14 protein-coding genes are annotated in these 19,467 nt (G+C 66.6%); 7 read left to right on the top strand and 7 right to left on the bottom strand.

All coding sequences use genetic code 11. The features are described from left to right. Nucleotides 1-2 precede the first annotated feature (2 nt). A complete protein-coding gene (locus tag SOM61_RS24065) occupies nucleotides 3-893 on the bottom strand; it encodes a cupin-like domain-containing protein (RefSeq protein WP_320476424.1) in 891 nt (296 codons plus the stop codon). Between the two features lie 444 nt (nucleotides 894-1,337). On the opposite strand from SOM61_RS24065, the gene SOM61_RS24060 reads away from it, so the two are divergent. The 7 genes from SOM61_RS24060 (at nucleotide 1,338) to SOM61_RS24030 (ending at nucleotide 9,028) form a co-directional block, all read left to right on the top strand. Beyond that, nucleotides 1,338-2,036, top strand: a complete 699-nt coding sequence (locus tag SOM61_RS24060) for an ElaB/YgaM/YqjD family protein (protein ID WP_320476423.1) — start codon at nucleotides 1,338-1,340, stop codon at nucleotides 2,034-2,036. 166 nt (nucleotides 2,037-2,202) lie between these two features. After that, entirely contained in the window at nucleotides 2,203-4,218 is a 2,016-nt protein-coding gene (locus SOM61_RS24055) for an LTA synthase family protein (protein WP_320476422.1), read from the top strand. Between the two features lie 20 nt (nucleotides 4,219-4,238). Next, complete coding sequence (locus SOM61_RS24050; protein ID WP_147936051.1) at nucleotides 4,239-4,928, top strand: response regulator transcription factor; 690 nt, start codon at nucleotides 4,239-4,241, stop codon at nucleotides 4,926-4,928. After that, nucleotides 4,915-6,156, top strand: coding sequence for a sensor histidine kinase (locus tag SOM61_RS24045; RefSeq protein ID WP_320476421.1), 1,242 nt, complete (start codon nucleotides 4,915-4,917; stop codon nucleotides 6,154-6,156). The genes SOM61_RS24050 and SOM61_RS24045 overlap by 14 nt, the downstream gene beginning before the upstream one ends. Nucleotides 6,157-6,242: 86 nt before the next feature. Beyond that, nucleotides 6,243-7,880, top strand: a complete 1,638-nt coding sequence (locus SOM61_RS24040; protein ID WP_320476420.1) for a phosphoethanolamine transferase — start codon at nucleotides 6,243-6,245, stop codon at nucleotides 7,878-7,880. A 1-nt stretch (nucleotide 7,881) separates the two neighbouring features. Beyond that, nucleotides 7,882-8,658, top strand: a complete 777-nt coding sequence (locus tag SOM61_RS24035) for a phosphatase PAP2 family protein (protein WP_320476419.1) — start codon at nucleotides 7,882-7,884, stop codon at nucleotides 8,656-8,658. Next, nucleotides 8,636-9,028, top strand: coding sequence for a diacylglycerol kinase (locus tag SOM61_RS24030; RefSeq protein ID WP_320476418.1), 393 nt, complete (start codon nucleotides 8,636-8,638; stop codon nucleotides 9,026-9,028). The genes SOM61_RS24035 and SOM61_RS24030 overlap by 23 nt, the downstream gene beginning before the upstream one ends. Here the strand turns inward: SOM61_RS24030 and SOM61_RS24025 are convergent. From SOM61_RS24025 to SOM61_RS24000, 6 genes are all read right to left on the bottom strand, one after another. Next, nucleotides 9,021-12,161 (bottom strand): efflux RND transporter permease subunit, encoded by a 3,141-nt coding sequence (locus tag SOM61_RS24025; RefSeq protein ID WP_320476417.1) that lies wholly within the window; start codon nucleotides 12,159-12,161, stop codon nucleotides 9,021-9,023. The two genes, SOM61_RS24030 and SOM61_RS24025, sit on opposite strands and share 8 nt — an antisense overlap. 10 nt (nucleotides 12,162-12,171) lie before the next feature. After that, nucleotides 12,172-13,335, bottom strand: coding sequence for an efflux RND transporter periplasmic adaptor subunit (locus SOM61_RS24020; RefSeq protein WP_320476416.1), 1,164 nt, complete (start codon nucleotides 13,333-13,335; stop codon nucleotides 12,172-12,174). Between the two features lie 360 nt (nucleotides 13,336-13,695). Further along, nucleotides 13,696-14,433 (bottom strand): 2OG-Fe dioxygenase family protein, encoded by a 738-nt coding sequence (locus SOM61_RS24015; protein WP_320476415.1) that lies wholly within the window; start codon nucleotides 14,431-14,433, stop codon nucleotides 13,696-13,698. Nucleotides 14,434-14,498: 65 nt separating this feature from the next. Then, on the bottom strand, nucleotides 14,499-16,571 hold the full coding sequence (locus tag SOM61_RS24010; protein WP_320476414.1) for a TonB-dependent receptor: 2,073 nt from the start codon (nucleotides 16,569-16,571) through the stop codon (nucleotides 14,499-14,501). Nucleotides 16,572-16,594: 23 nt separating this feature from the next. Continuing rightward, complete coding sequence (locus SOM61_RS24005) at nucleotides 16,595-17,101, bottom strand: DUF6702 family protein (protein ID WP_320476413.1); 507 nt, start codon at nucleotides 17,099-17,101, stop codon at nucleotides 16,595-16,597. Beyond that, complete coding sequence (locus SOM61_RS24000; RefSeq protein ID WP_320476412.1) at nucleotides 17,098-19,461, bottom strand: M1 family metallopeptidase; 2,364 nt, start codon at nucleotides 19,459-19,461, stop codon at nucleotides 17,098-17,100. Before SOM61_RS24000 ends, SOM61_RS24005 begins: the two co-directional genes overlap by 4 nt. Nucleotides 19,462-19,467: the final 6 nt, after the last annotated feature.

Below are 19,467 nucleotides of genomic sequence, written 5' to 3'. Positions count from 1 at the left end.
GCCTAGCCCTTCGAAAGCGCGAGCGGCTGGCCGCGTGCCCAGCGGTTCGACGACAGCGAAAAGCTCAGGGCCCGCACCTGGTGATACCAGCCGGCCGGCACGTACAGCATGTCGCCGGGCTCCACGATGATCTCGACCAGCGCCGCCTGGCGCGCCAGTGGGAAGGCATCGTAGTCGGGCGCTTCCGGGTCGACCGGGGAGCCGAACAGCAGCGGATTGGCTTCGCGCGTATACAGAAAGGCGTCATGGTGCGGCGGCGCCAGGAAAATCCGTTTGGTCCCCCACAGCTGGGCGAAGATATTGTCGTCGTAGTCGCAGTGCAGCGGCGTCACCGTGCGCGCCGGGCCGATCCAGAAGCGGGGCGGGCCCATCTTCTCGAACCAGGCCGGCCAGTGGCACAGCCGGTTCAGTTCGCGCAGGGACAGGTTGCCCACATAGGGCGGCAGACCGGATGCGGCGTCGGGAGGCGTCAGGTCGAGGTAGTCGCGCAGCAGCATGTCCTGCATTGCGCGATCCGGCGCGAAGGCCGTATTGACGTAGTCGCCGATGCGGGCGCGCACCGGCAGATGGCCGAACTGTTCGCGCAAGTCGTGCGCGGTCAGATCGGCCAGCGGCCAGCGCTTGACGATGCCGCTGACCAGGAAGGGCATGCCGGCCGCCGCCCGCGCACGGAAGCCGGCCGCATCCAGCCGGGCCAGGCGCGGCACGGCGGTAAATGGAGGGAGTTGGCGCGCGGCCTGGCGGATGGCGTCGCGCATCGCGGCGATCGAGGCCACGCCGCGTATCTGCGCCGCTTTCTCGGCCTCGGCCTGTTTTTTCGCCGCCGCCTCGTCCGCTGCCGGCAGGGCCAGGCGCGGCGGCAGGCGTTTGCCTGTAACTTTTTCTACTGCCATCTGATGTCGTACTGGACGCCCAAGTCGGGCGAAACCACGTATGGTACTCGCAACACGCCTTCCACCCCGTCGTCAATTGATAAAAAGCAGCTTTTATGGCGGATGGAACGGCTCTGTTAGTCAGCGCACGGTCTCTTAATACTGGTCCATTGTATTTTTGGTATCGCGACGCAGTTGGTTCGATACTGCGCTCGTGACGAAGCCCTGGAAGGGCGCTCGCCCCGAGGTCGGGACGATGAGCCTGGGGCATCGATGGAAGCTTTGCGGTGGTTTGAGGTCAGTGAATCAATAAACTGATCTTGGGCATGAAGCCGCGCCGCCATTGATGTACCGCAGGCAGCTTTCGTTCCCGCGTTTAGTATCGGACTGATTCAAGGAAGAATGTGGTGATAGTCGAATATCGGTCTACTCCGCGTTGGTCATACATTTTATGAGGGATACATCATGGATAATCAAAAGTCTAACGAAGGTAAAGGCATCGACGCCAACAAGTCCGGTTCGAACATTGGCAAGAGCCAGGATTCCAGCCTGAACAAGGGCACTACCGCTTCGTCGGGCAGCCAGCAGAGCGCATCGTCGAACCTGAGCAGCACCGGCTCTTCGCCGTCGTCGTCGAGCCTGCAAAGCGCTTCGTCGAGCGGCAACCTGGGCAGCACCGGCTCGTCGTCGTCGAGCATCGGTTCGGCAGCAGGCAGCAGCGGCTCGCTGGGCAACAGCGGCCTGGGCGCATCGTCGTCGAGCCAGTCGTCGACCCCATCGTCGACCTCGTCGTCCGATGCGAACGGCGATCAATCGACGGTCGGCGGCATCAAGGCAGCGATCTCGTCGATCTCGCCAGACAAGGTGCACGCAGGCATCGACAAGGCAGCGCAAGCCGCCCAGCCTGTCGTTGACAACCTGGCTTCGCGCGCCCACGCCGGCGTCGACAAGGTCACCGGTCTGCTGAGCTCGGCTCAAGAGAAATTCGGTGGCGGTTCGGCCCAGCTGAGCGAAAAATGCTCGGACCTGTCGGCCCAGGGCAAGGAATACGTCAAGAACAACCCGGGCAGCGCGCTGCTGGCCGCGGTGGGCGTGGGCTTCATCCTGGCCAAGCTGCTGGGTGGCTCGAGCGACCGTCACGAGTATCGTAACTACCGCGACTGATCTTGTTGCAAGGAGGCGCGCCGTCTGGTGCGCTTCCCGGATGGCCCGGCCGGCTTTCGCTGGCCGGGCTTTTTTTCGTCCCCGGCTTTCTCTCGCCGCCTGATTTAACGCTTTCTTAACGCCTGACTAACATCTCGATGACGGCATGCAACCTAGCATGCATAGCATGACCATCGAGAAACTTCATCTGCCTAAGGGCATCAATGGTGCTCCGGCAATGGAGCGGCATCGCGCCGCCGGACTCGCGCGCATCACCGCATGGGCCGGTCCCTTCGCTCCCTTGGTCCAGCTGCTGTGCATCGGGTTGCTCCTCCTGTCGGCTTTTCGGATCGCACTGATCGCATGGCAATGGCCACGTGTGGCAGCGACCGGCATCGTGCCCGAGATCCTGCTGCAGGGCGTACGCGCCGACCTGATCCTGCTGGGCTACTTCATCGCGGTTCCGCTGCTGCTGGCCCCGCTGCTGGCGCATGCCCGCAGCGCCCGCCTGTGGCGCAGGGCCAGCGTAGCCTGGACCGGCTTCGCGCTGATCTTTATCGTGTTCATGGAAGTGGCCTCGCCACAATTCATCATGCAATATGATGCGCGTCCGAACCGCCTCTTCATCGAATACCTGGGCTATCCGCAAGAAGTGTTCGCCACCCTGTGGCATGGCTTTCGCACCGCGCTGCTGCTGGGCTGCGCGCTGACCGTCATTCTCGGCATCGCGCTGGTGCGCCTGCTGCGACGCACCGCGGCCGGCATGACGATGTGGCCGAGCCGCAAGCTGCTGCTGGCCTGGCCCATCCTGTGCCTGCTGGTGTTCGTGCAGATCCGTTCCACTACGGGCCACCGCCCGGCCAATCCCGCCATGTTCGCGTTGACCGGCGATGCGATGGTCAATTCTCTCGTCATCAACTCGGCCTGGTCGGTGCTCGATGCGATCCGCTCGATGGGCAACGAGGCGAAGTCTTCGGAAATCTATGGCGACTTTCCGCGCGAGCAGGTGTTGGCCGAGGTCAAGGCGGCGCCGTGGCTGCGCGACTACCGCTTCCCGAATCCGGAACTGCCGACCATGCACTACCAGCAGGCGGCGATCGCGCGCAGCAAGCCACTCAATCTCGTGATCGTGCTGCAGGAAAGCCTGGGCGCCACCTTCGTGAAGTCGCTGGGCGGCTTGCCGGTGACGCCGGAGCTGGAAAAGCTCAAGGACGAGGGCTGGTGGTTCGAGCAGCTGTATGCCACCGGCACCCGCTCGGTGCGCGGCATCGAGGCGGTGGTGGCTGGCTATGCGCCGACGCCTGCGCGCAGCACGGTGAAACTGTCTCTGTCGCAGAACAATTTCTATACGCTGGCCGACGGGCTGGGCCGCCAGGGCTATCACACCGAGTTCGTCTACGGCGGCGAGGCCCACTTCGACAATATGCGTAGCTTCTTCACCGGCAATGGCTTCCAGAGCATCGTCGACATCGGCGACATGAAGCCGCAATTCGTCGGCAGCTGGGGCGCGTCGGACGAAGACCTGTTCGACAAATCGCTCGAGCGCCTGAAAAAGCTGCATGACGGCGGCAAGCCCTTCTTCAGCCTGATCTTCACCTCGTCGAACCATGAACCGTTCGAATTCCCGGACGGGAAGATCGACCTGCACGACCCGGACAAGCAGACCGTGAACAACGCCGTCAAGTATGCCGATCATGCAATGGGCAAGTTTATCCGCGAAGCGAAGCAGCAAGCCTACTGGAAGGACACAGTATTCCTGATCGTGGCCGACCACGACAACCGGGTCTACGGCGACAGCCTGGTGCCGATCAAGAAATTCCACATCCCCGGCCTGATCCTGGGCGCCGACATCGAGCCGAAGCGCATCGCCACCATCGCGAGCCAGGTCGACCTGGGGCCTACCTTGCTGTCGCTGCTGGGCGTGTCCAGCAACCACCCGATGATCGGGCGTGATTTCGTCAAGGACGCCACCACGCCGGGCCGCGCCCTGATCCAGTTCAACGATTATTTCGCCTACCTGGAAGGCGCCAGCGCCACCGTGCTGCGTCCCGGCCAGTCGCCGCTGGCGGCACGCTATGACGCGGCCAGCGGGCAATTCGATCCGGGCGAGGGCGCGCCAGCCCGGGCCCAGGCCGACAAGGCGATGGCGCACGTCATCCTGCCGTCGCTGCTGTATCGCGAACAACGCTACCGGCCGCGCTGACGCCGTCTTACAATAAGCGCATGCGCATCCTTATCGTCGAAGACAATCCCGACATCCTCGCCAACCTCTATGGATTCCTGGAGCCGAAGGGCTATACGCTCGATTCGGCCCGCAACGGCTACGGCGGCCTGGCGCTGGCCTCCGAGAACACCTATGACGTGATCGTCCTCGACGTCATGCTGCCCGGCCTGAACGGCCTGGAGCTGTGCCAGAAGCTGCGCTCCGAGCTGATGTCCACCACGCCGGTGCTGATGCTGACCGCGCGCGACGCCCTGCACGACAAGGTGGCCGGCTTCGACAGCGGCGCCGACGACTACCTGGTCAAGCCGTTCTCTCTGGTCGAACTCGATGTGCGCCTGAAGGCCCTGGCGCGGCGCGCCGGCGGCCAGCACGCGATCAGCCGCGAACTGCGCTTCGGCCCGCTGGTGTTCGATCCCGACCAGCAGGAGGCCGCGCGCGACGGCGTCAGGGTCGCCCTGACCAAGACCGGCTACGTGCTGCTGCGCTGCCTGATGGCGGCGGCCCCGCGCATCGTGCCGCGCGAAGCGCTTGAGCAGGCCGTGTGGGGCGAGGACCGTCCCGAAAGCGATGCCTTGCGCACGCATATCCATGCGCTGCGCCAGGCGATCGACAAGCCGTTCGCCTTCCCCATGGTGCACACCATCGCCGGCGTGGGTTACAAGCTCGCCTTGCCAGATGCGCGCGGCTAGTTCGCTGAGCCGGCCGATCACCAGGGCCTTCATCCTGTTCGGCGTGGTGCTGTCGCTGTTCTTTGCGGTGCTGGCGGCGTTGGTGGTCGAGGGCATCGAGGTGCACCTGGTCGACGAACGCCTGGCCGAAGTCGAGAAGTGGGCGCGCCCGCGCGCCGCCGCCGGGCTGCCCGCCGACCTGCCGGCCGGCCTGCGCTTCCACCGCGGCGACGACATTCCGCTGTCGCTGCGCGGCTTGCCGGCCGGCGTGTCCGAGGCCGAGATCGACGGCATCGGCCTGCACGTGCTGGCGGGCAGCGACGAAGCGGGGCCCTACGTCGTGGTCGACCATGAAAGCGATTACGAGCAGATCGAGCTGTTGGTGTATTCGATGTTCGCCGCCTTCTTTGTCGGCTTCGTCATCCTGGCGCTGTTCCTGGGACGCTTCGTGGGCATGCGGATCGTCACGCCGATCCGCGAACTGGCAGATGCGGTGGGCCGGGGCGCGCTGGCGCTGCCGCACACGGCGCGCGAGGACGAGTTGGGCATCCTGGCGCGGGCCCTGGACGCGCATACCAGCGAGCTGCGCGCCTTCCTCGACCGCGAGCGCTTCTTCACCGGGGACGTCAGCCACGAACTGCGCACGCCGCTGACGGTCATCATGGGCGCAGCCGAAATCCTGGTCGAGAACAACGACAACCCCGCGGTGCGGGCGCCGGCCCGGCGCATCTACCGCGCCGCGCAGGAAGCCACCGAGTGCGTCACTGTGTTGCTTCTGCTGGCGCGTAAGCCCGAACTCGGCCTGTTCCCGGCGGTCTCGGTGGGCGATATCGCGCGCACCGAGACCGATCGCTACCAGCACATGGTGGCCGATAAACCGGTGGTCCTGCGCTGCACCGGCTCGGCGTCCATCGGCGTGCGCGCACCGGCCGAGCTGTGCGTGTCCGCGATCGCCAACCTGATCCGCAATGCCTGCCAGTACACCGAGCGGGGGCAGGTGACGGTGGTGCTGGAACCTGGCCGCGTCAGCGTGGAAGACACCGGCCCGGGCTTGCCGGACGCGGTGCGCCAGACGCTGGAGCGGGATGCGGCCGCGATTCCATCGAGCGGCTCGGCCGGGACCGGCCTGGGCCTGTCGCTGGTCAAGCGCATCTGCGAATACCTCGGCGCCACGCTGATCCATGAACAGCGCGAGGGCGGCGGCAGCCGCTTCACGATCGTGTTTCCAGGCGACTTCACGCAATCCTGACGCCGGCTTGACGCCGGCCTGAAGCGCGCCTCCTTACTCTTCAGGCACTGCAGTCCGCATCGGACTGTGCTGCTCGAGGGGGAAGCGTGGAGAGATTGTTCGGCAGGCGTATACAGGCGCCGGTGCTGGTGCTGGCCGTGGCCTTGTTGCTGGCCAGCGTGGGCAACGTCAAGTTCTGGTCGGTCCTCTGCAGCGCCGCGGGTGGCGTCACGCTGGCCAGCTTGCCGCTGCTGGCGGGCTCGTTCCTGATCGTGGTCCTGTTCTTCAACGCCTGCCTGACTCTCGCGAGCTTCCGCCTGGTCGCCAAGCCGGTGCTGATCGCGCTGGTGCTGGCCGCATCGGCCGCCGGCTACTTCATCGCGACCTATGGCGTCGTCATCGACAAGGCCATGATCCAGAACGTGTTCGAGACCGATACGCGCGAGGCCACGGAGTTGATCAGCTGGCAGATGGCGGCCAGGATCGGCTTGCTCGGCGTGCTGCCGGCGTGGGCGATCTGGCGCGCCAGGATCGCGTTCCCGCGCGGCGCGCGCGGGCTGCTCGAACGCGCCGGCATCGCCGGCGGCTCGCTGCTGCTGGCGCTCCTGCTGCTGGTGCTGTTGTACAAGAGCCTGGCGCCGGCGCTGCACGAACATCGCGAACTACGCTTCCTGCTCACACCGACCAACTTCATCCAGGCGACCCACGGCTACCTGCGTGCGCGCTGGGCCGCCCCCATCGTGGTCGCGCCGCTAGGGCGCGACGCCGTCAAGGGCGCCACGTGGAAGGGCGCGCAGCGCCGCACGCTGACCGTGATCGTGGTCGGCGAAACGGCGCGCGCGGCGAATTTCTCGCTCAATGGCTACCCCCGCGACACCAATCCGCTGCTGGCGCGGCAGGGCGGCTTGATCAACTTCTCGCGCGTGCATTCCTGCGGCACCGCGACCGCGGTATCGGTGCCCTGCGTGTTCTCGGCCTTCGGCCGCGAGGACTACAGCCAGTCGAAGGCCGAGCGCCAGGAAGGCTTGCTCGACGTGCTCGCGCACGCCGGCTTCGACGTCGTCTGGCGCGATAATAATTCGGGCTGCAAGGGCGTATGCGACCGCGTGCGCTACCAGGACCTGTCGCGGCCGAGGCCGGGCAGCCGGTGCGAGGGCGGCGAATGCCACGACGAAGTCCTCCTCGACGGCTTGCCCGAACTACTGCGCCGCGGCGGCAGGGACATGGTGGTGGTGCTGCACCAGAAGGGCAGTCATGGTCCCGCCTATGCCAGCCGCTATCCGCAGGCCTTTGGCCGCTTCGGTCCGGTATGCACCAGCAACCAGTTCGAGACCTGTACGCGCGAATCGATCCGCGCCGCCTACGACAACACCATCCTGTACACCGACTACTTCCTGAGCACGACCATCGACCGCCTGCGCGCGCTGGCCCAGGGCGAGGACGTCGATACCGCGATGCTGTACTTCTCGGATCACGGCGAATCGCTGGGCGAAAACAACGTCTATCTGCACGGCACGCCCTATATGTTCGCGCCGCGCGAGCAGACCGAGGTGCCGATGATGCTGTGGATGTCGGACGGCTTCAGCGTGCGCTTTCGCATCGACCGCCGCTGCCTGGGCCTGCGCCGCAACGAGCCGCTGTCGCACGACAATGTGTTCCACTCGGTGCTCGGCATGCTCGACGTGAATACGGCGGTGCTCAATCCGCGGCTCGATATCTTCCATGCCTGCGTGCGCGGGGCGTGAGATGGGCGTCGTCGCCACATCTAATGCGCTGCTGCCGGCGCGGGCGATCCGGCGCATGGCGGCGGCGCTGGCCGCCGCCGCGCTGGTGATCATCTGGATCGGCCGCTGCACCGATATCGACCTGGCGCTGGCCGATGCGGTGTTCGACGCCGCCGGCGGCGTCTTCCCCTGGCGCCATGCCTGGCTGGCCGAGACCTTCAGCCACGTGATCCTGAAGTGGCTGCTGATGCTGTTGGCTGTCGGATTTGTCGGCCGTGCCGTGGCCGACCTGGCCTGGCCGCGCGCCGGCATGAGCGAGCAAACGCGCCTGCGGCTGCGCATCGTCGCGCTGTCGGCGCTGCTGGTGCCCGTGGCGATCAGCATGCTGAAGCAGTTGAGCACTTCGCATTGTCCGTGGGACTTGCTGCGCTATGGCGGCGATCAACCCTATGTGCGCCTGTTCGAGGCCTTGCCCGCCGGCGCCGTCGCCGGACAGTGTCTGCCGGCCGGGCATGCGTCGAGCGCCTTGTGGCTGTTGTCGCTGGCGGTGTACTGGCTGCCGGCGCGGCCGCGCATGGCAAGCGCGGTGGCTGCACTCGCGCTGGCGTTCGGCGCGGCGGTCGGCTATCTGCAGCAGCTGCGCGGCGCCCATTTCATGACCCACACCCTGTGGTCGATCTGGATCGCCTGCGCGATCGTCCTGTTCCTGGCCGCCGTCCTGCGGGCGCGGCCATCCCGCCGCAAGGCGCCTTTCAATCCCTTATCGGAAGCCGTCAATGTCGCAACCGCAGATCAGTGAATTCAAGAGCAAGCAGGGCCTCGGGCGGATACTGTCCGCGTCCCGCTATTCGGCCGAAGGCCTGAAGTTCGCCTGGCAATCGGAGCACGCGTTTCGCCAGGAGCTGCTGGTGGCCTTGCCCGCCATGCTGGCCGCCGCGCTGCTGCCGCTGCCGGTCCTCGAGCGGCTGGCGCTGGTTGCCGTGCTGGTCGTGGTGCTGGTGGTCGAGCTGCTCAATTCCGCCATCGAGGCGGTGGTCGACCGCATCTCGCTGGAGCGCCATCCCTTGTCCAAGAGCGCCAAGGACCTGGGCAGCGCTGCCGTCGCGCTGGCCGTCATGCTCGCTGCCCTGACCTGGGGTGTGCTCGTCCTGCCGCTGCTGTTCATTTAGCCGGGCTGTGCTCCTCGGCCTTCGTGGGCGCCGGCGCCGGCTTGCGCTGCAGCCTGCGCCCATGGCGCTTGAGCCAGTGCTCCAGGTCGTCGATATAGGTATAGACGGCCGGCACCACCAGCAGGCTCAACAAGGTTGAGGTGATCAGGCCGCCGATCACTGCCACCGCCATCGGCGAACGGAAGCTCGGGTCGCCCGAGAAGCCCAGGGCGAGGGGCAGCATGCCGGCGCCCATGGCGATGGTGGTCATCACGATCGGGCGGCTGCGCTTGTGGCAGGCGTCGACCAGGGCGTCGAACCTGTTCATGCCGGCTTCGCGCGCCAGGATCGCGTAGTCGACCAGCAGGATCGAGTTCTTGGTCACGATCCCCATCAGCATGATCAGGCCGATCATGGTCGGCATCGACAGCGCATTGCTGGTCAAGAGCAGGGCGACGAACGCGCCGCCGATCGACAGCGGCAGTGCCGCCAGGATCGTCACCGGCTGCATGAAGTCCGAGAACAGCAGCACCAGCACGCCATAGATGCACAGCACCCCGATCAGCATCGCCACCCCGAAGCTGTTGAACAGTGCCTGCATCTCTTGTGCGTCGCCCAGCTCCGCGATGGTCACCGAGGACGGCAGCGAGCGGAACACCGGCAGCGCGCGCGCCTCGGCATTGACTTCGCCGAGCGCGCGGCCGGACAACTCGACGTCGAGCGTCACGTTGCGGCTGCGGTTCAAGCGGTCGATCTGGGCCGGGCCGCTTTCCATCGTGATGTCGGCCACCGTCGACAGCAGCACCGGGCCGTTCGCGCCGGGCACCATCAGGCGTCCGATCGCATCCAGGTCGGCGCGCACCGCATCCGGCAGCTTGACGCGGATCGGTACCTGGCGCTCGTCCAGGTTCATCTTGGCCAGCGATTGCTCGTAGTCGCCGGCGGTGGCCACGCGCACGGTTTCGCCGATCGACGCCGCCGTCACGCCCAGGTCGGCCGCGCGCGCAAAGTCGGGCCGCACGATGATCTCGGGGCGCACCAGCGAGGCGCTGGAACTGACGTTGCCGATGCCACCCAGGGTGCGCAGCTCGCGCTCGGCCTGGCGCGCAGCAAGCGTGAGCGCCTGCGCGTCCTCGCTGCGCAGCACCAGCTGCATCTTGGTGCCGGCGTCCGGTATCCCGACCGTGAAGCGGGCGCCGGGGATGTCCACCAGCGCCTGCCGGATGCGGTTCTCGATCACGCCCAGTTTGACGTCGCGGTCGCTGCGGTGGACGGTGGCGATGGTCAGCACGGCGCGCCGCGCCTCTGCCGCCGCGCCGGGCGAGAAGGCGTCGCCACTGGAGCCGCCGCCGATCGAGCTGAACACGCTTTTCACGCCGTCCACCTTCATGACTTGCTGGCGCACCTGCTCGGCCACCGCATGGGTCTGGGCCAGGGTGGCGCCCGGCGGCAGCTCGACACTGACCTGGCTCTGCGAGCGGTCGGCCGGCGGCATGAAGCCGGTCGGCAGCAGCGGCACCAGGGCCAGCGAGCCCACGAAGAACAGGGCCGCGCCGAGCATGGTCAGGCCGCGCCGGCGCAGGCACCACTGCATGACGGCGAGATAGCGGCGCATCAGCGGGCCGTCCTGCGGTGCCTGCGGGTTACCCTGGGCGTCGACGTGGATATGCCTGGGCGCCTTCATCAGGTAGGCGCACATCATCGGCGTGAGCAGCCGCGCCACCAAAAGCGACGCCAGGATTGCCAGCACCGCGGTCCAGCCGAACTGCTTGAAGAATTTGCCGGGGATGCCTCCCATGAAGGCGGTCGGCAGGAACACGGCCACCAGGGCGAAGGTGGTGGCGATCACCGCCATCCCGATCTCGTCGGCCGCTTCCAGCGCGGCCTGCATCGGCGTCTTGCCCATGTGGAGGTGGCGCGAGATGTTCTCGATCTCCACGATCGCATCGTCGACCAGCACGCCGACCACCAGGGCCAGCGACAGCAGCGTGACCATGTTCAGCGTGTAGCCGAACAGGTACTGGCCCAGGAAGGCCGGGATCACCGACAGCGGCAGGGCGGCCGCGGCGATCAGGGTCGCGCGCCAGTCGCGCAGGAACCACCACACCACCAGCACCGCCAGCAGCGCGCCTTCGTACAGCATGTGCATCGAGGCGTCGAAGTTTTCTTCGACCGAGTAGGAGTTGTCGATCACTTCCTTGATCACGAGCTTGGGATTTTCCTTGCCCAGCTGTTCCATGGCGGCGCGCGCCCCGGTGGCAACGTCGATCTCGCCGGCGCCGCGGGTGCGGAACACTTCGAAGGCGACCACCTTGCGGCCATCCTGCTCGGCCAGTGCACGCTGCTCCTCGACCGTGTCGATCACGTTGGCTACCTGGTCCAGGCGCACGTGGCGGCCGTCCGGCAGAGGGATGTCCATCGCCGCCAACTGCTGCGCGGTCTGCACGGTGGCCAGGGTGCGCACCGATTGCTCGACGCCGGCCACGTCGCCGCGCCCGCCCGGGGCCTCGCGCTGCACATTGCGCAGCTGGCGCGAGACGTCCAGCGCCGAGACGCGCAGCGCGGCCATCCGTTGATCATCGAGTTCGACCCGCACTTCGCGCGTGACGCCGCCCACGCGCTTGACGGCGCCCAGCCCGGGCACGCTCAGCAGGCGCTTGGAGACGTCGTTGTCGACGAACCAGCTCAGGTCCTGGTCATCCAGGCCGGAGCCTTCGCTGGCCGCCACGGTGAAGGTCGAGACCACGCGGCCGGCGGTGGCGGTCTTGCTCACCGTGGGGTCGCGCAGCTCGGCCGGCATGTCGGCGCGCACGCGAGAGACCGCGTCGCGCACGTCGTTGACGGCATCGGCCGGATCGCGTTCGAGGATGAACTCCACCGTGATGGTGGCCACGCCGTCCAGCACGCGGGTATAGATGTTCCTGATGCCTTGCAGGGTGGCGATCGAGTCTTCCATCTTGCGCGCGACCTCGGTCTCGAGCTGGGCGGGAGCGGCGCCGTCGAGGGTCGCGGTGACGGTCACGATCGGCAGCTCGATGTCCGGGAAGTCCTGCACCTTGCTGGCGTTGAAGGCCAGCAGCCCCGCCACGGTGAGCAAGGCGAACAGCATGATCGCCGGGATCGGGTTGCGGATCGAGAGGGCGGAAAAATTCATCGTGTCGTCCTCAGCGCGCTGCGGTGGCGCGTGCGGCTGCCGGCGCCGGCGCCGGCGCTGGCGGGGCGGCGATATTGCGCACCAGGTCGCCGTCGTTGAGGAAGCCGGCGCCCTGGACCACGATCGCCATGTCGGCGTTCACGCCGCTCACCACCTCGACCCGCTCGCCCAGGCGCCGTCCCAGGGTCACCTTCACCTGGCTCACGCGGCTGTCGGCATTCAATCGGAACACATAGCTGAAGCCATCGCGCACGGCGACCGCCTGCTGCGGCACGGTGAGCGCGTTCGACGCGCCCAGCTCGAAGCGGCCGCTGGCGAACATGCCGGCCTTGAGCGGCGTGTTGCTGGACAGCGCCGGCGGCAGGTCGACATAGACCAGGGCGATGCGGGTCTGGGGATCGACCGACGGCGCCACGGTGCGCACCTTGCCGGCGATCTCCGCCCCGCTGGCGGCGCGCACGGTGGCCCTGGCGCCGGGCTTGATGCGGCCCAGGTCCTGCGCCACGACTTCGGCGCGCCATTCGAGGCGCCCCTGGCGGATCATGCGGAACAGTTCCGTGCCGACGCCCACCACGGCGCCGACGGTGGCGCTGCGCGCCGAGATCACGCCGCTGTCGGGCGCGACCACCTGCGTGTACTTCAGGCGCAGCTGCTGCTGGGTGAGAGTGGCCTGGGCCGATTTGACGCGCGCCGAGGCGGTCATTTCGCCGGTGACGTACTGGGTGACCTGCTGCGCGCTCAGCGCGCCCGAGCTCTCCAACGCGCGGGCGCGGTCGGCGTTGGCCTTCGCTTCCTGCAGGTTGGCCCGGGCTTCGAGTAGCGCGGCGCGCGCGCCTTCGATCTCGGCGCGCACCGTTTCGTCGGCAAAGACCGCCAGCACCTGCCCCTTCTTGACCACGTCGCCGACATTCACCCGCACCTCGGCCAGGCGCAGGCCGTTCGATTCGCTGCCGATCACGGCGTCCTGCCAGGCGGCGATGCTGCCGTTGGCGGTGAGGTTGATCGGCAGGTTGGTGGTGGCGGGGCGGGCAGTGCTGACGCTCAGGGCGGGGCGCGGCGGCGCTTTTTCATCCTTGGCGGTGGCGCGGTTAGCGGTGGCCAGTGCAACGGTGGCGCACAGGGCTGCGGCGCCCAGGGCAATGACGAGCGTACGCGGAGCGCGAATTTTTATCATGGTCTCTATGTCTTTTGGCTATAGCAAAGAAGTGTAGCAAAAGCGCTACGGCCAACCCGTGCGCACGCGCCGCAGCATGGCCAGGGCAGTTGGCCCGATAGAGGAGTTTATTGGGCCGGAGGGCGGCCGAAAAGGAGGGAATTCGAGGGAAAGGGAAATGGCGCACTGCCGCAAACGTCCAGGCCGCCAGCCTGATTTAGAGGGCTTCCTCTATTGAAACAACTACAGTACTTCTACCGTATTGCACTGCACAATAAAAAAGACTATATTGGAACTGTCTCCTCCAGTTTTCTCCGAAAATTGGATTCCCGCCCGCCAACCATCAGGTTCGCGGGCGTTTTTTTTGCTTGTGGAAGAGATTCAGGCGTCTTCGCCCTGGAAGGCATTGGTGCGCCAGGTCAGCACCAGCGTATCGCGGTAGCCATGGTCGCCCAGCGGCTGGATCGGCGTCGATTCGTGGATCACGGCGGCGTCGTCCAGCAGCAGCAGGGTCCAGGGCTCGAGCATGGTGAAGCGCTGGCCGGCCGGGCCGTCGGCATCGAACACGCGCGTCTCGCCGCCCTTGATGTCCTTGCGATTGATGAGGATGACGGCCACGAAGTTGACGCCGTCGCGGTGTGCGCCTTCGGGCGTCGGGCGGCCGATGCCGTCGGCGGTGTCGATGCGGAACTGGTGCGCTTCGACGAACCAGCGCTGCTGGCCCGCGACCTTCGAACAGACCCCGCCCAGCGCGACCAGCAGCCTGTCCCAGGCCGGGTTGGCGACGGTGGCCGCTTCCATCGGCGCGAACAGGCGGTGCATGCCGCCGTGCAGCGCGTTGTATTCGACCGGTTGCCAGTGCGCGCGGTGTGGCGTCTGCGTCAGCTGGCCGGCGTCGTCGATGAAGCAGGAATGACGGCGGCGGCGGTAGCGGCCGCCGTCCTTGAGGTATTCGTCCAGCTCGAGCCGGTCCCAGCTCGGCACGAGCGAGTCCAGCTCGCCGATGCCGCAGCCGGCCAGGGCGGCCACGTCGGCGGGACGCAGCACGGCATAACCGGTGCTGCGCAGGGCATCCGTCAGCTGCGACGGCGCGAGATAGGGGAGTTGCGGTGTAGTCATCCCGTTAGCGTAGCACTTTTCGTCTTTACGAGTGACAGCCCCCGTCGAATGACAGATGTGCTGGATCACCACTGTTTGACGAGGGTCAGGCGCAGCGAGCGCGGCTCGATCGGGTGGAAGTGCACGTCCGCCACCGGCTCGGCCTCGCCCTGCAACTGCGACTCGTAGAAGTAGTCGATGGCCGAGGCGCGCCGGTTGGTGAGATTGAAGGCTTCCAGCTCCAGGCGCAGGTCGTTCGCCAGCCGGTAGCCGATGCGGCCATTGAGCGTCAGGCTGGAATTCGAGCGCACGCTGTTGTCTTCGACCAGCGGACGCGGGCCGAACCAGCGCAGGCGCAGGGAACCCGACCACGGGCCGTTCGGGTCCACGGTCACGCCCAGCTGGGCGACGCCTTCGATGGCGCCGGGGATGCGGCGGCCGGCGTCCCGGCGGCCGGCGTCCCGGTCGCCGTCCGGATTGCCGCCACGCGAGCGGGCGCGCGCCCACGCCGCGTCCAGGTCGATCGACAGCCATTTAAGTGGGCGGTAATAGTTCGAGAACTCGATGCCGTAACGGCGGCTCGGATCGCCCGCCTCGGTATTGCCGGCGTCGCCGATATAGGTCAGCTCGGAATCGAAGTCGAGGCGGTACACGGCCAGCGACGTCTGCATCTTCGGGATCGCCTCGGTGCGCACGCCGAACTCAACACCGCGCGAACGCACCAGGCCGGGCGTCGGATCGACCGCGTCCAGCGTCTTCGGATCGACGGTCGCCACCGTGCCGCGCGCATCGTTGCTATGAAAGCCATGGCCGTAGTTGGCATACAGCTCGGTCGACGCCCACGGGCCGTAGACGATGTTCAGCGTCGGCGTGACCAGCGTGTCGTGCGCCTTGCCGGCATTCTCCGGCCGGTCGCCGTCCACGCGGAAGCGGTAGTTGCTGGCCCGGACACCCGCCACCGTGCGAAGCGCATCGCTCCAGCGGGTCGCGCTTTCGATGAAGACGGCGCCGCTGGTCTCGACGATGTGGTCTTCGCGCGTGGTCGCGATGCGCTGGCGCCGGCGCGTGTCGTACAAGCCGTTGAAGATATTGTCGTTCTGGACTTGAAAGCCCACCGTCAGGTCGGACGACAGCGTTTCGGTGCGGTGCATATGCCAGGTGTGGGTGGCGTCCACGCCGGTGGTGACGCGGCGGTCGGGCTGGGCGAACTGGTCGCCATTGACCGGGTCGTTCAGAAAATAGGTGAAGTTCGAGAACAGCGCGAGCTGGTTGCGGATCGCGTAGGCACTGACCTTGCTGGCCGAATCGGCGTCGGTCCGGCGCCAGATGCCCGACAGGCTGAATCGCCGCGCTTCGCCGCCATCGCTGTCGTCGACCAGGTCATAGCGCCCCAGGTGGCCATCCCGCACCGCGCGCAGCGGGATCTGGTCGGTGGAGTCCCAGTCGCCGCGATAGCCCATCGCGGTGACGCTCCAGCCATTATTGGCGTAGCCCTGGCTGAACCGCAGCACGGCATTGAGCTTGCGGTAGTCGTCCGGCCGCGTCCACGGACCGTCGTTGTGCATCGCTTCCAGCGCGTACAGCAGGCTGCCGCCCGTCACCTCGGACGAGCCGGCGACCAGCGCGCGCCGGTAGCCGTCCTGGCCGACGGTGGCCGAGGCGAGGTTTTTCACCAGCCGGTTGGCATAGGTGAGCGAGGCCACGCCGGCCGACGAGAAGTCGCCTTCGCGCGCCGAATACGGGCCCTTGCGGTAGTCGAGGCGGCCGACGAGCTCCGGGATCAGGAAGTTCAGGTCGGTCCAGCCCTGGCCGTGGGCGTGGCTGCGCTGGTTGACCGGCATGCCGTCGACCCAGGTGGCGAGATCGGTGCCGTGGTCGAGGTTGAAGCCGCGCAGGTAGAACTGGTTGGCCTTGCCCTCGCCGCTGTGCTGGCTGGCGATCAGGCCGGGCGTGACTTCGAGCAGTTCGCCCGGGCGGTAGGCGATGCGGCCCGCCAGGTCCTTCGCGCCCGCGCTGCCGGCGCCGGCCGAATCGGCGATGCCGAGCTGGGAGGCGCGCGCACCTTCGACCAGCACGCGCTGCAGCTGGAAGTCGTCGGCATGGACGGTGGACGTGGCGAACAGCGCGGCCAGCGCGCAGGCGATAGGACGAAGAATCATGGAACTCTTGGAAAAGGTATCTGTTACTGCGCCGGCTGCTCGAGCGCCTGGCGGGTGAAGGTGAGGGAGCGGACCGTGCCGCCCGCGCCCAGGTTGACGGTATTGACCTGCTCGGGCAGGAAGTCGATCAGCACGCCCTGGCGGATCGTGGTCGCGCGGCTAAGGGGCGTGTTCTCGATTTCCTGGTAGATGACGACGCTGTTGGCATCGACCGTCATGCCGATCCATTTGGGCGGCAGGCGCTTGCCGTCCGTGGCGGCGAGCCAGAACTGGCGCTCGACGTACTGGCGCAGCACGTCCTGGTCCTCGGGGTCGGAGAGGTCGAACTGGCGCTGGTAGAGGTTCAGCAGCAGCGCGTCGATGTCATGCGCCGTAAAGGTGTGGACGATCTCGGTGCTGCCGGTGCGCTCGTTGTACGAGATGTCGGTCATGCCGAAGTGGAAGCGGTGCGCGCTCGCGTTATTGCTCACTACTGTGCTGACGCACAGCAGCAGGGCGAGGCACAGCGCCTTGAAGCCGCGCCATGTCATTGCGCGGCCTTCAGCGCGGCGGCGCCCTTCAGCGGCGTCTGCATGTCGCGCATCAGGTTGCCCGGATCACGCTCGGTCTTGAACAACTCCAGGCGCGACTGCGCGGTCTTGCGCGGCCAGCTGTTGTTGCTGGTGTCGATGTCGGCGGTTTCCCAGAACGGATCCTGGGTCAGGCCCACGATCGGTTCGTCGGTGACGAACAGCTTGGTGATCTGCTTGGGCGAGTAACGCCACACCTCGGCCGGAATGCGCTCGATGATCTTCTTTCCGCTCTTGAGTTCGATCTCGACGATCAACGGCATCACCAGCCCGCCCTTGTTGGCAAAGTCGACCAGGGTCAGGTGCTTGCCTTCCTTGAGCAGCGCCTTTTCCCAGTCCTCCAGGCCGGCCATGGTTTCCTGGTACTTGTTGCGGTCCTTGTTGGTGACCGTGAACTCGTCGTTCTCGTTGTAGAAGTCCTTCAGCTCGGGATGGGCGTCGATGCGGCGCGCCATACCCTTGTTGCGCTGGTCCATGACCGACACCGGTTCGCCATTGGCGCGTTCGCGGAGGAGCAGCTTCTCGACTTCCGGGTCCTGACTGCTGACGGTGTACTCGGTGATGCCGTCGACGCTGATGTCGACCGCGTCGGTGGTGTAGAACCAGCCGCGCCAGAACCAGTCGAGGTCCGTGCCGGACGCGTCTTCCATGGTGCGGAAGAAGTCGGCCGGGGTGGGGCGCTTGAATTTCCAGCGCTCGGCGTATTCCTTGAAGGCGAAGTCGAACAGCTCGCGGCCGAGGATGGTCTCGCGCAGGATGTTGAACGCGGTGGCCGGCTTGGCGTAGGCGTTGTTGCCGCGCTGGAGCGTCGACTCGGCGTTCGTCATGATCGGCGCCTGGTTCGTGCTGCGCATGTACGAGACGATGTCGCGCGCCTCGCCGCGGCGCGACGGATAGCCTTCTTCCCAGGCCTCTTCGGCCAGGAACTGCACGAAGCTGTTCATGCCCTCGTCCATCCAGGTCCACTGGCGCTCGTCCGAGTTGACGATCATCGGGAAGTAGTTGTGGCCCACCTCGTGGATGATCACGCTGATCAGCCCATACTTGGCGGCCTTCGAATACGTCATTTCGCCGGTCTTGGCGTCCTTCACCGGCCTGCGCCCATTGAACGACAGCATCGGGTATTCCATGCCGCCCACCGGGCCGTTGACCGAGATCGCGACCGGATACGGGTAGTCGAACGAATACTTGTTGTACTGCTCGATGGTGTGGATCACGGCCGGAGTGGAATATTTTTCCCACAGCGGATTGGCCTCGGCCGGGTAGTAGGACATCGCCATCACGTCCTGCTTGCCGCTCTTGATGCCCTGCGCATCCCAGATGAATTTGCGGCTGGTGGCGAAGGCAAAGTCGCGCACGTTCTGCGCCTTGAAGCGCCAGGTGCGGGTGCCGGTGGCGCGGCCTTTCTCGTTGGCCTGCGCCTCGGCCTGGGTGATGATCATGACCGGCTTGTTCGCCGTGCGCGCCTGCTTAAGGCGATCGCGCTGTGCTGCGGTGAGCACGTCGCCCGGGTTCTGCAGTTCGCCGGTGGACGCCACCACGTGGTCGGCGGGGGCCGTGATCTGGACGTCGTAGTCGCCGAATTCGAGGGTGAACTCGCCGTCGCCCAGGTATTGCGCGTTCTGCCAGCCGGCCGCGTCGTAGTAGGCGGCCATGCGCGGGAACCACTGGGCGATTTCGTAGATGTCGTTGCCGTCATCAAAGCGCTCGAAGCCCATGCGGCGACCCAGTACGTTCATCTCGGGGATGTTGAAGCTCCAGGCCACGTTGAACGAGGTGCGCGCGCCCGGCTTGAGCGGCTGCGGCAGGTCGATCCGCATCATGGTCTTGTTGATCGTGTGGCGCAGGGGCTTGCCGTCGCTGCCGGTGACGCTGGCGATGTGGATGCCGCCGTCGAACTTGCGCGCCTCGAGCGTGAAGCGCAGGGCGTCGAACTTGACACCGTCATTTCCGCGCGGCTGCCAGGCATCGCGCGAAGGCAGGGTGGCAATATTGCGGTTGTCCGAATCGCTGCGGAACATGTTCTGGTCTAGCTGCACCCACAGGTAGGTCAGCGTGTCCGGCGAATTGTTATGGTAAGTCACGGTGCCGGCGCCCGACAGCGAGCGCTTGTTCTCGTCGAGCGTCACGCGCAGCCGGTAGTCGGCCCGCTGCTGCCAGTACTTGTGGCCGGGCGCGCCGGCCGCGTTGCGGGTCTCGCCCGGCGTCGGCAGCAATTCGTCCAGCTGGCGGAACTTGTCGTCGAAGACGGGACCGGCGGCGCTGGCGGAGGCAGAGAGAACGAGGGCGGCGATGGTCGCCTGCAGGTGCTTGAGATTCATGTAGTG

Source organism: Massilia sp. CFBP9012 (genome assembly GCF_034045115.1).
In the GTDB taxonomy this organism is placed as follows: Bacteria; Pseudomonadota; Gammaproteobacteria; order Burkholderiales; family Burkholderiaceae_D; genus Telluria.
This window is presented reverse-complemented; position numbering and strand designations above follow the sequence as displayed.

Bases quoted from the DNA above. Each gene is read 5' to 3' on its own strand.
- SOM61_RS24005 (WP_320476413.1), bottom strand. From the start codon at position 17,101: ATGACATGGCGCGGCTTCAAGGCGCTGTGCCTCGCCCTGCTGCTGTGC.
- SOM61_RS24050 (WP_147936051.1), top strand. From the start codon at position 4,239: ATGCGCATCCTTATCGTCGAAGACAATCCCGACATCCTCGCCAACCTC.
- SOM61_RS24055 (WP_320476422.1), top strand. From the start codon at position 2,203: ATGACCATCGAGAAACTTCATCTGCCTAAGGGCATCAATGGTGCTCCG.
- SOM61_RS24020 (WP_320476416.1), bottom strand. From the start codon at position 13,335: ATGATAAAAATTCGCGCTCCGCGTACGCTCGTCATTGCCCTGGGCGCC.
- SOM61_RS24060 (WP_320476423.1), top strand. From the start codon at position 1,338: ATGGATAATCAAAAGTCTAACGAAGGTAAAGGCATCGACGCCAACAAG.
- SOM61_RS24065 (WP_320476424.1), bottom strand. From the start codon at position 893: ATGGCAGTAGAAAAAGTTACAGGCAAACGCCTGCCGCCGCGCCTGGCC.
- SOM61_RS24025 (WP_320476417.1), bottom strand. From the start codon at position 12,161: ATGAATTTTTCCGCCCTCTCGATCCGCAACCCGATCCCGGCGATCATG.
- SOM61_RS24035 (WP_320476419.1), top strand. From the start codon at position 7,882: ATGGGCGTCGTCGCCACATCTAATGCGCTGCTGCCGGCGCGGGCGATC.
- SOM61_RS24015 (WP_320476415.1), bottom strand. From the start codon at position 14,433: ATGACTACACCGCAACTCCCCTATCTCGCGCCGTCGCAGCTGACGGAT.
- SOM61_RS24010 (WP_320476414.1), bottom strand. From the start codon at position 16,571: ATGATTCTTCGTCCTATCGCCTGCGCGCTGGCCGCGCTGTTCGCCACG.
- SOM61_RS24045 (WP_320476421.1), top strand. From the start codon at position 4,915: ATGCGCGCGGCTAGTTCGCTGAGCCGGCCGATCACCAGGGCCTTCATC.
- SOM61_RS24000 (WP_320476412.1), bottom strand. From the start codon at position 19,461: ATGAATCTCAAGCACCTGCAGGCGACCATCGCCGCCCTCGTTCTCTCT.
- SOM61_RS24030 (WP_320476418.1), top strand. From the start codon at position 8,636: ATGTCGCAACCGCAGATCAGTGAATTCAAGAGCAAGCAGGGCCTCGGG.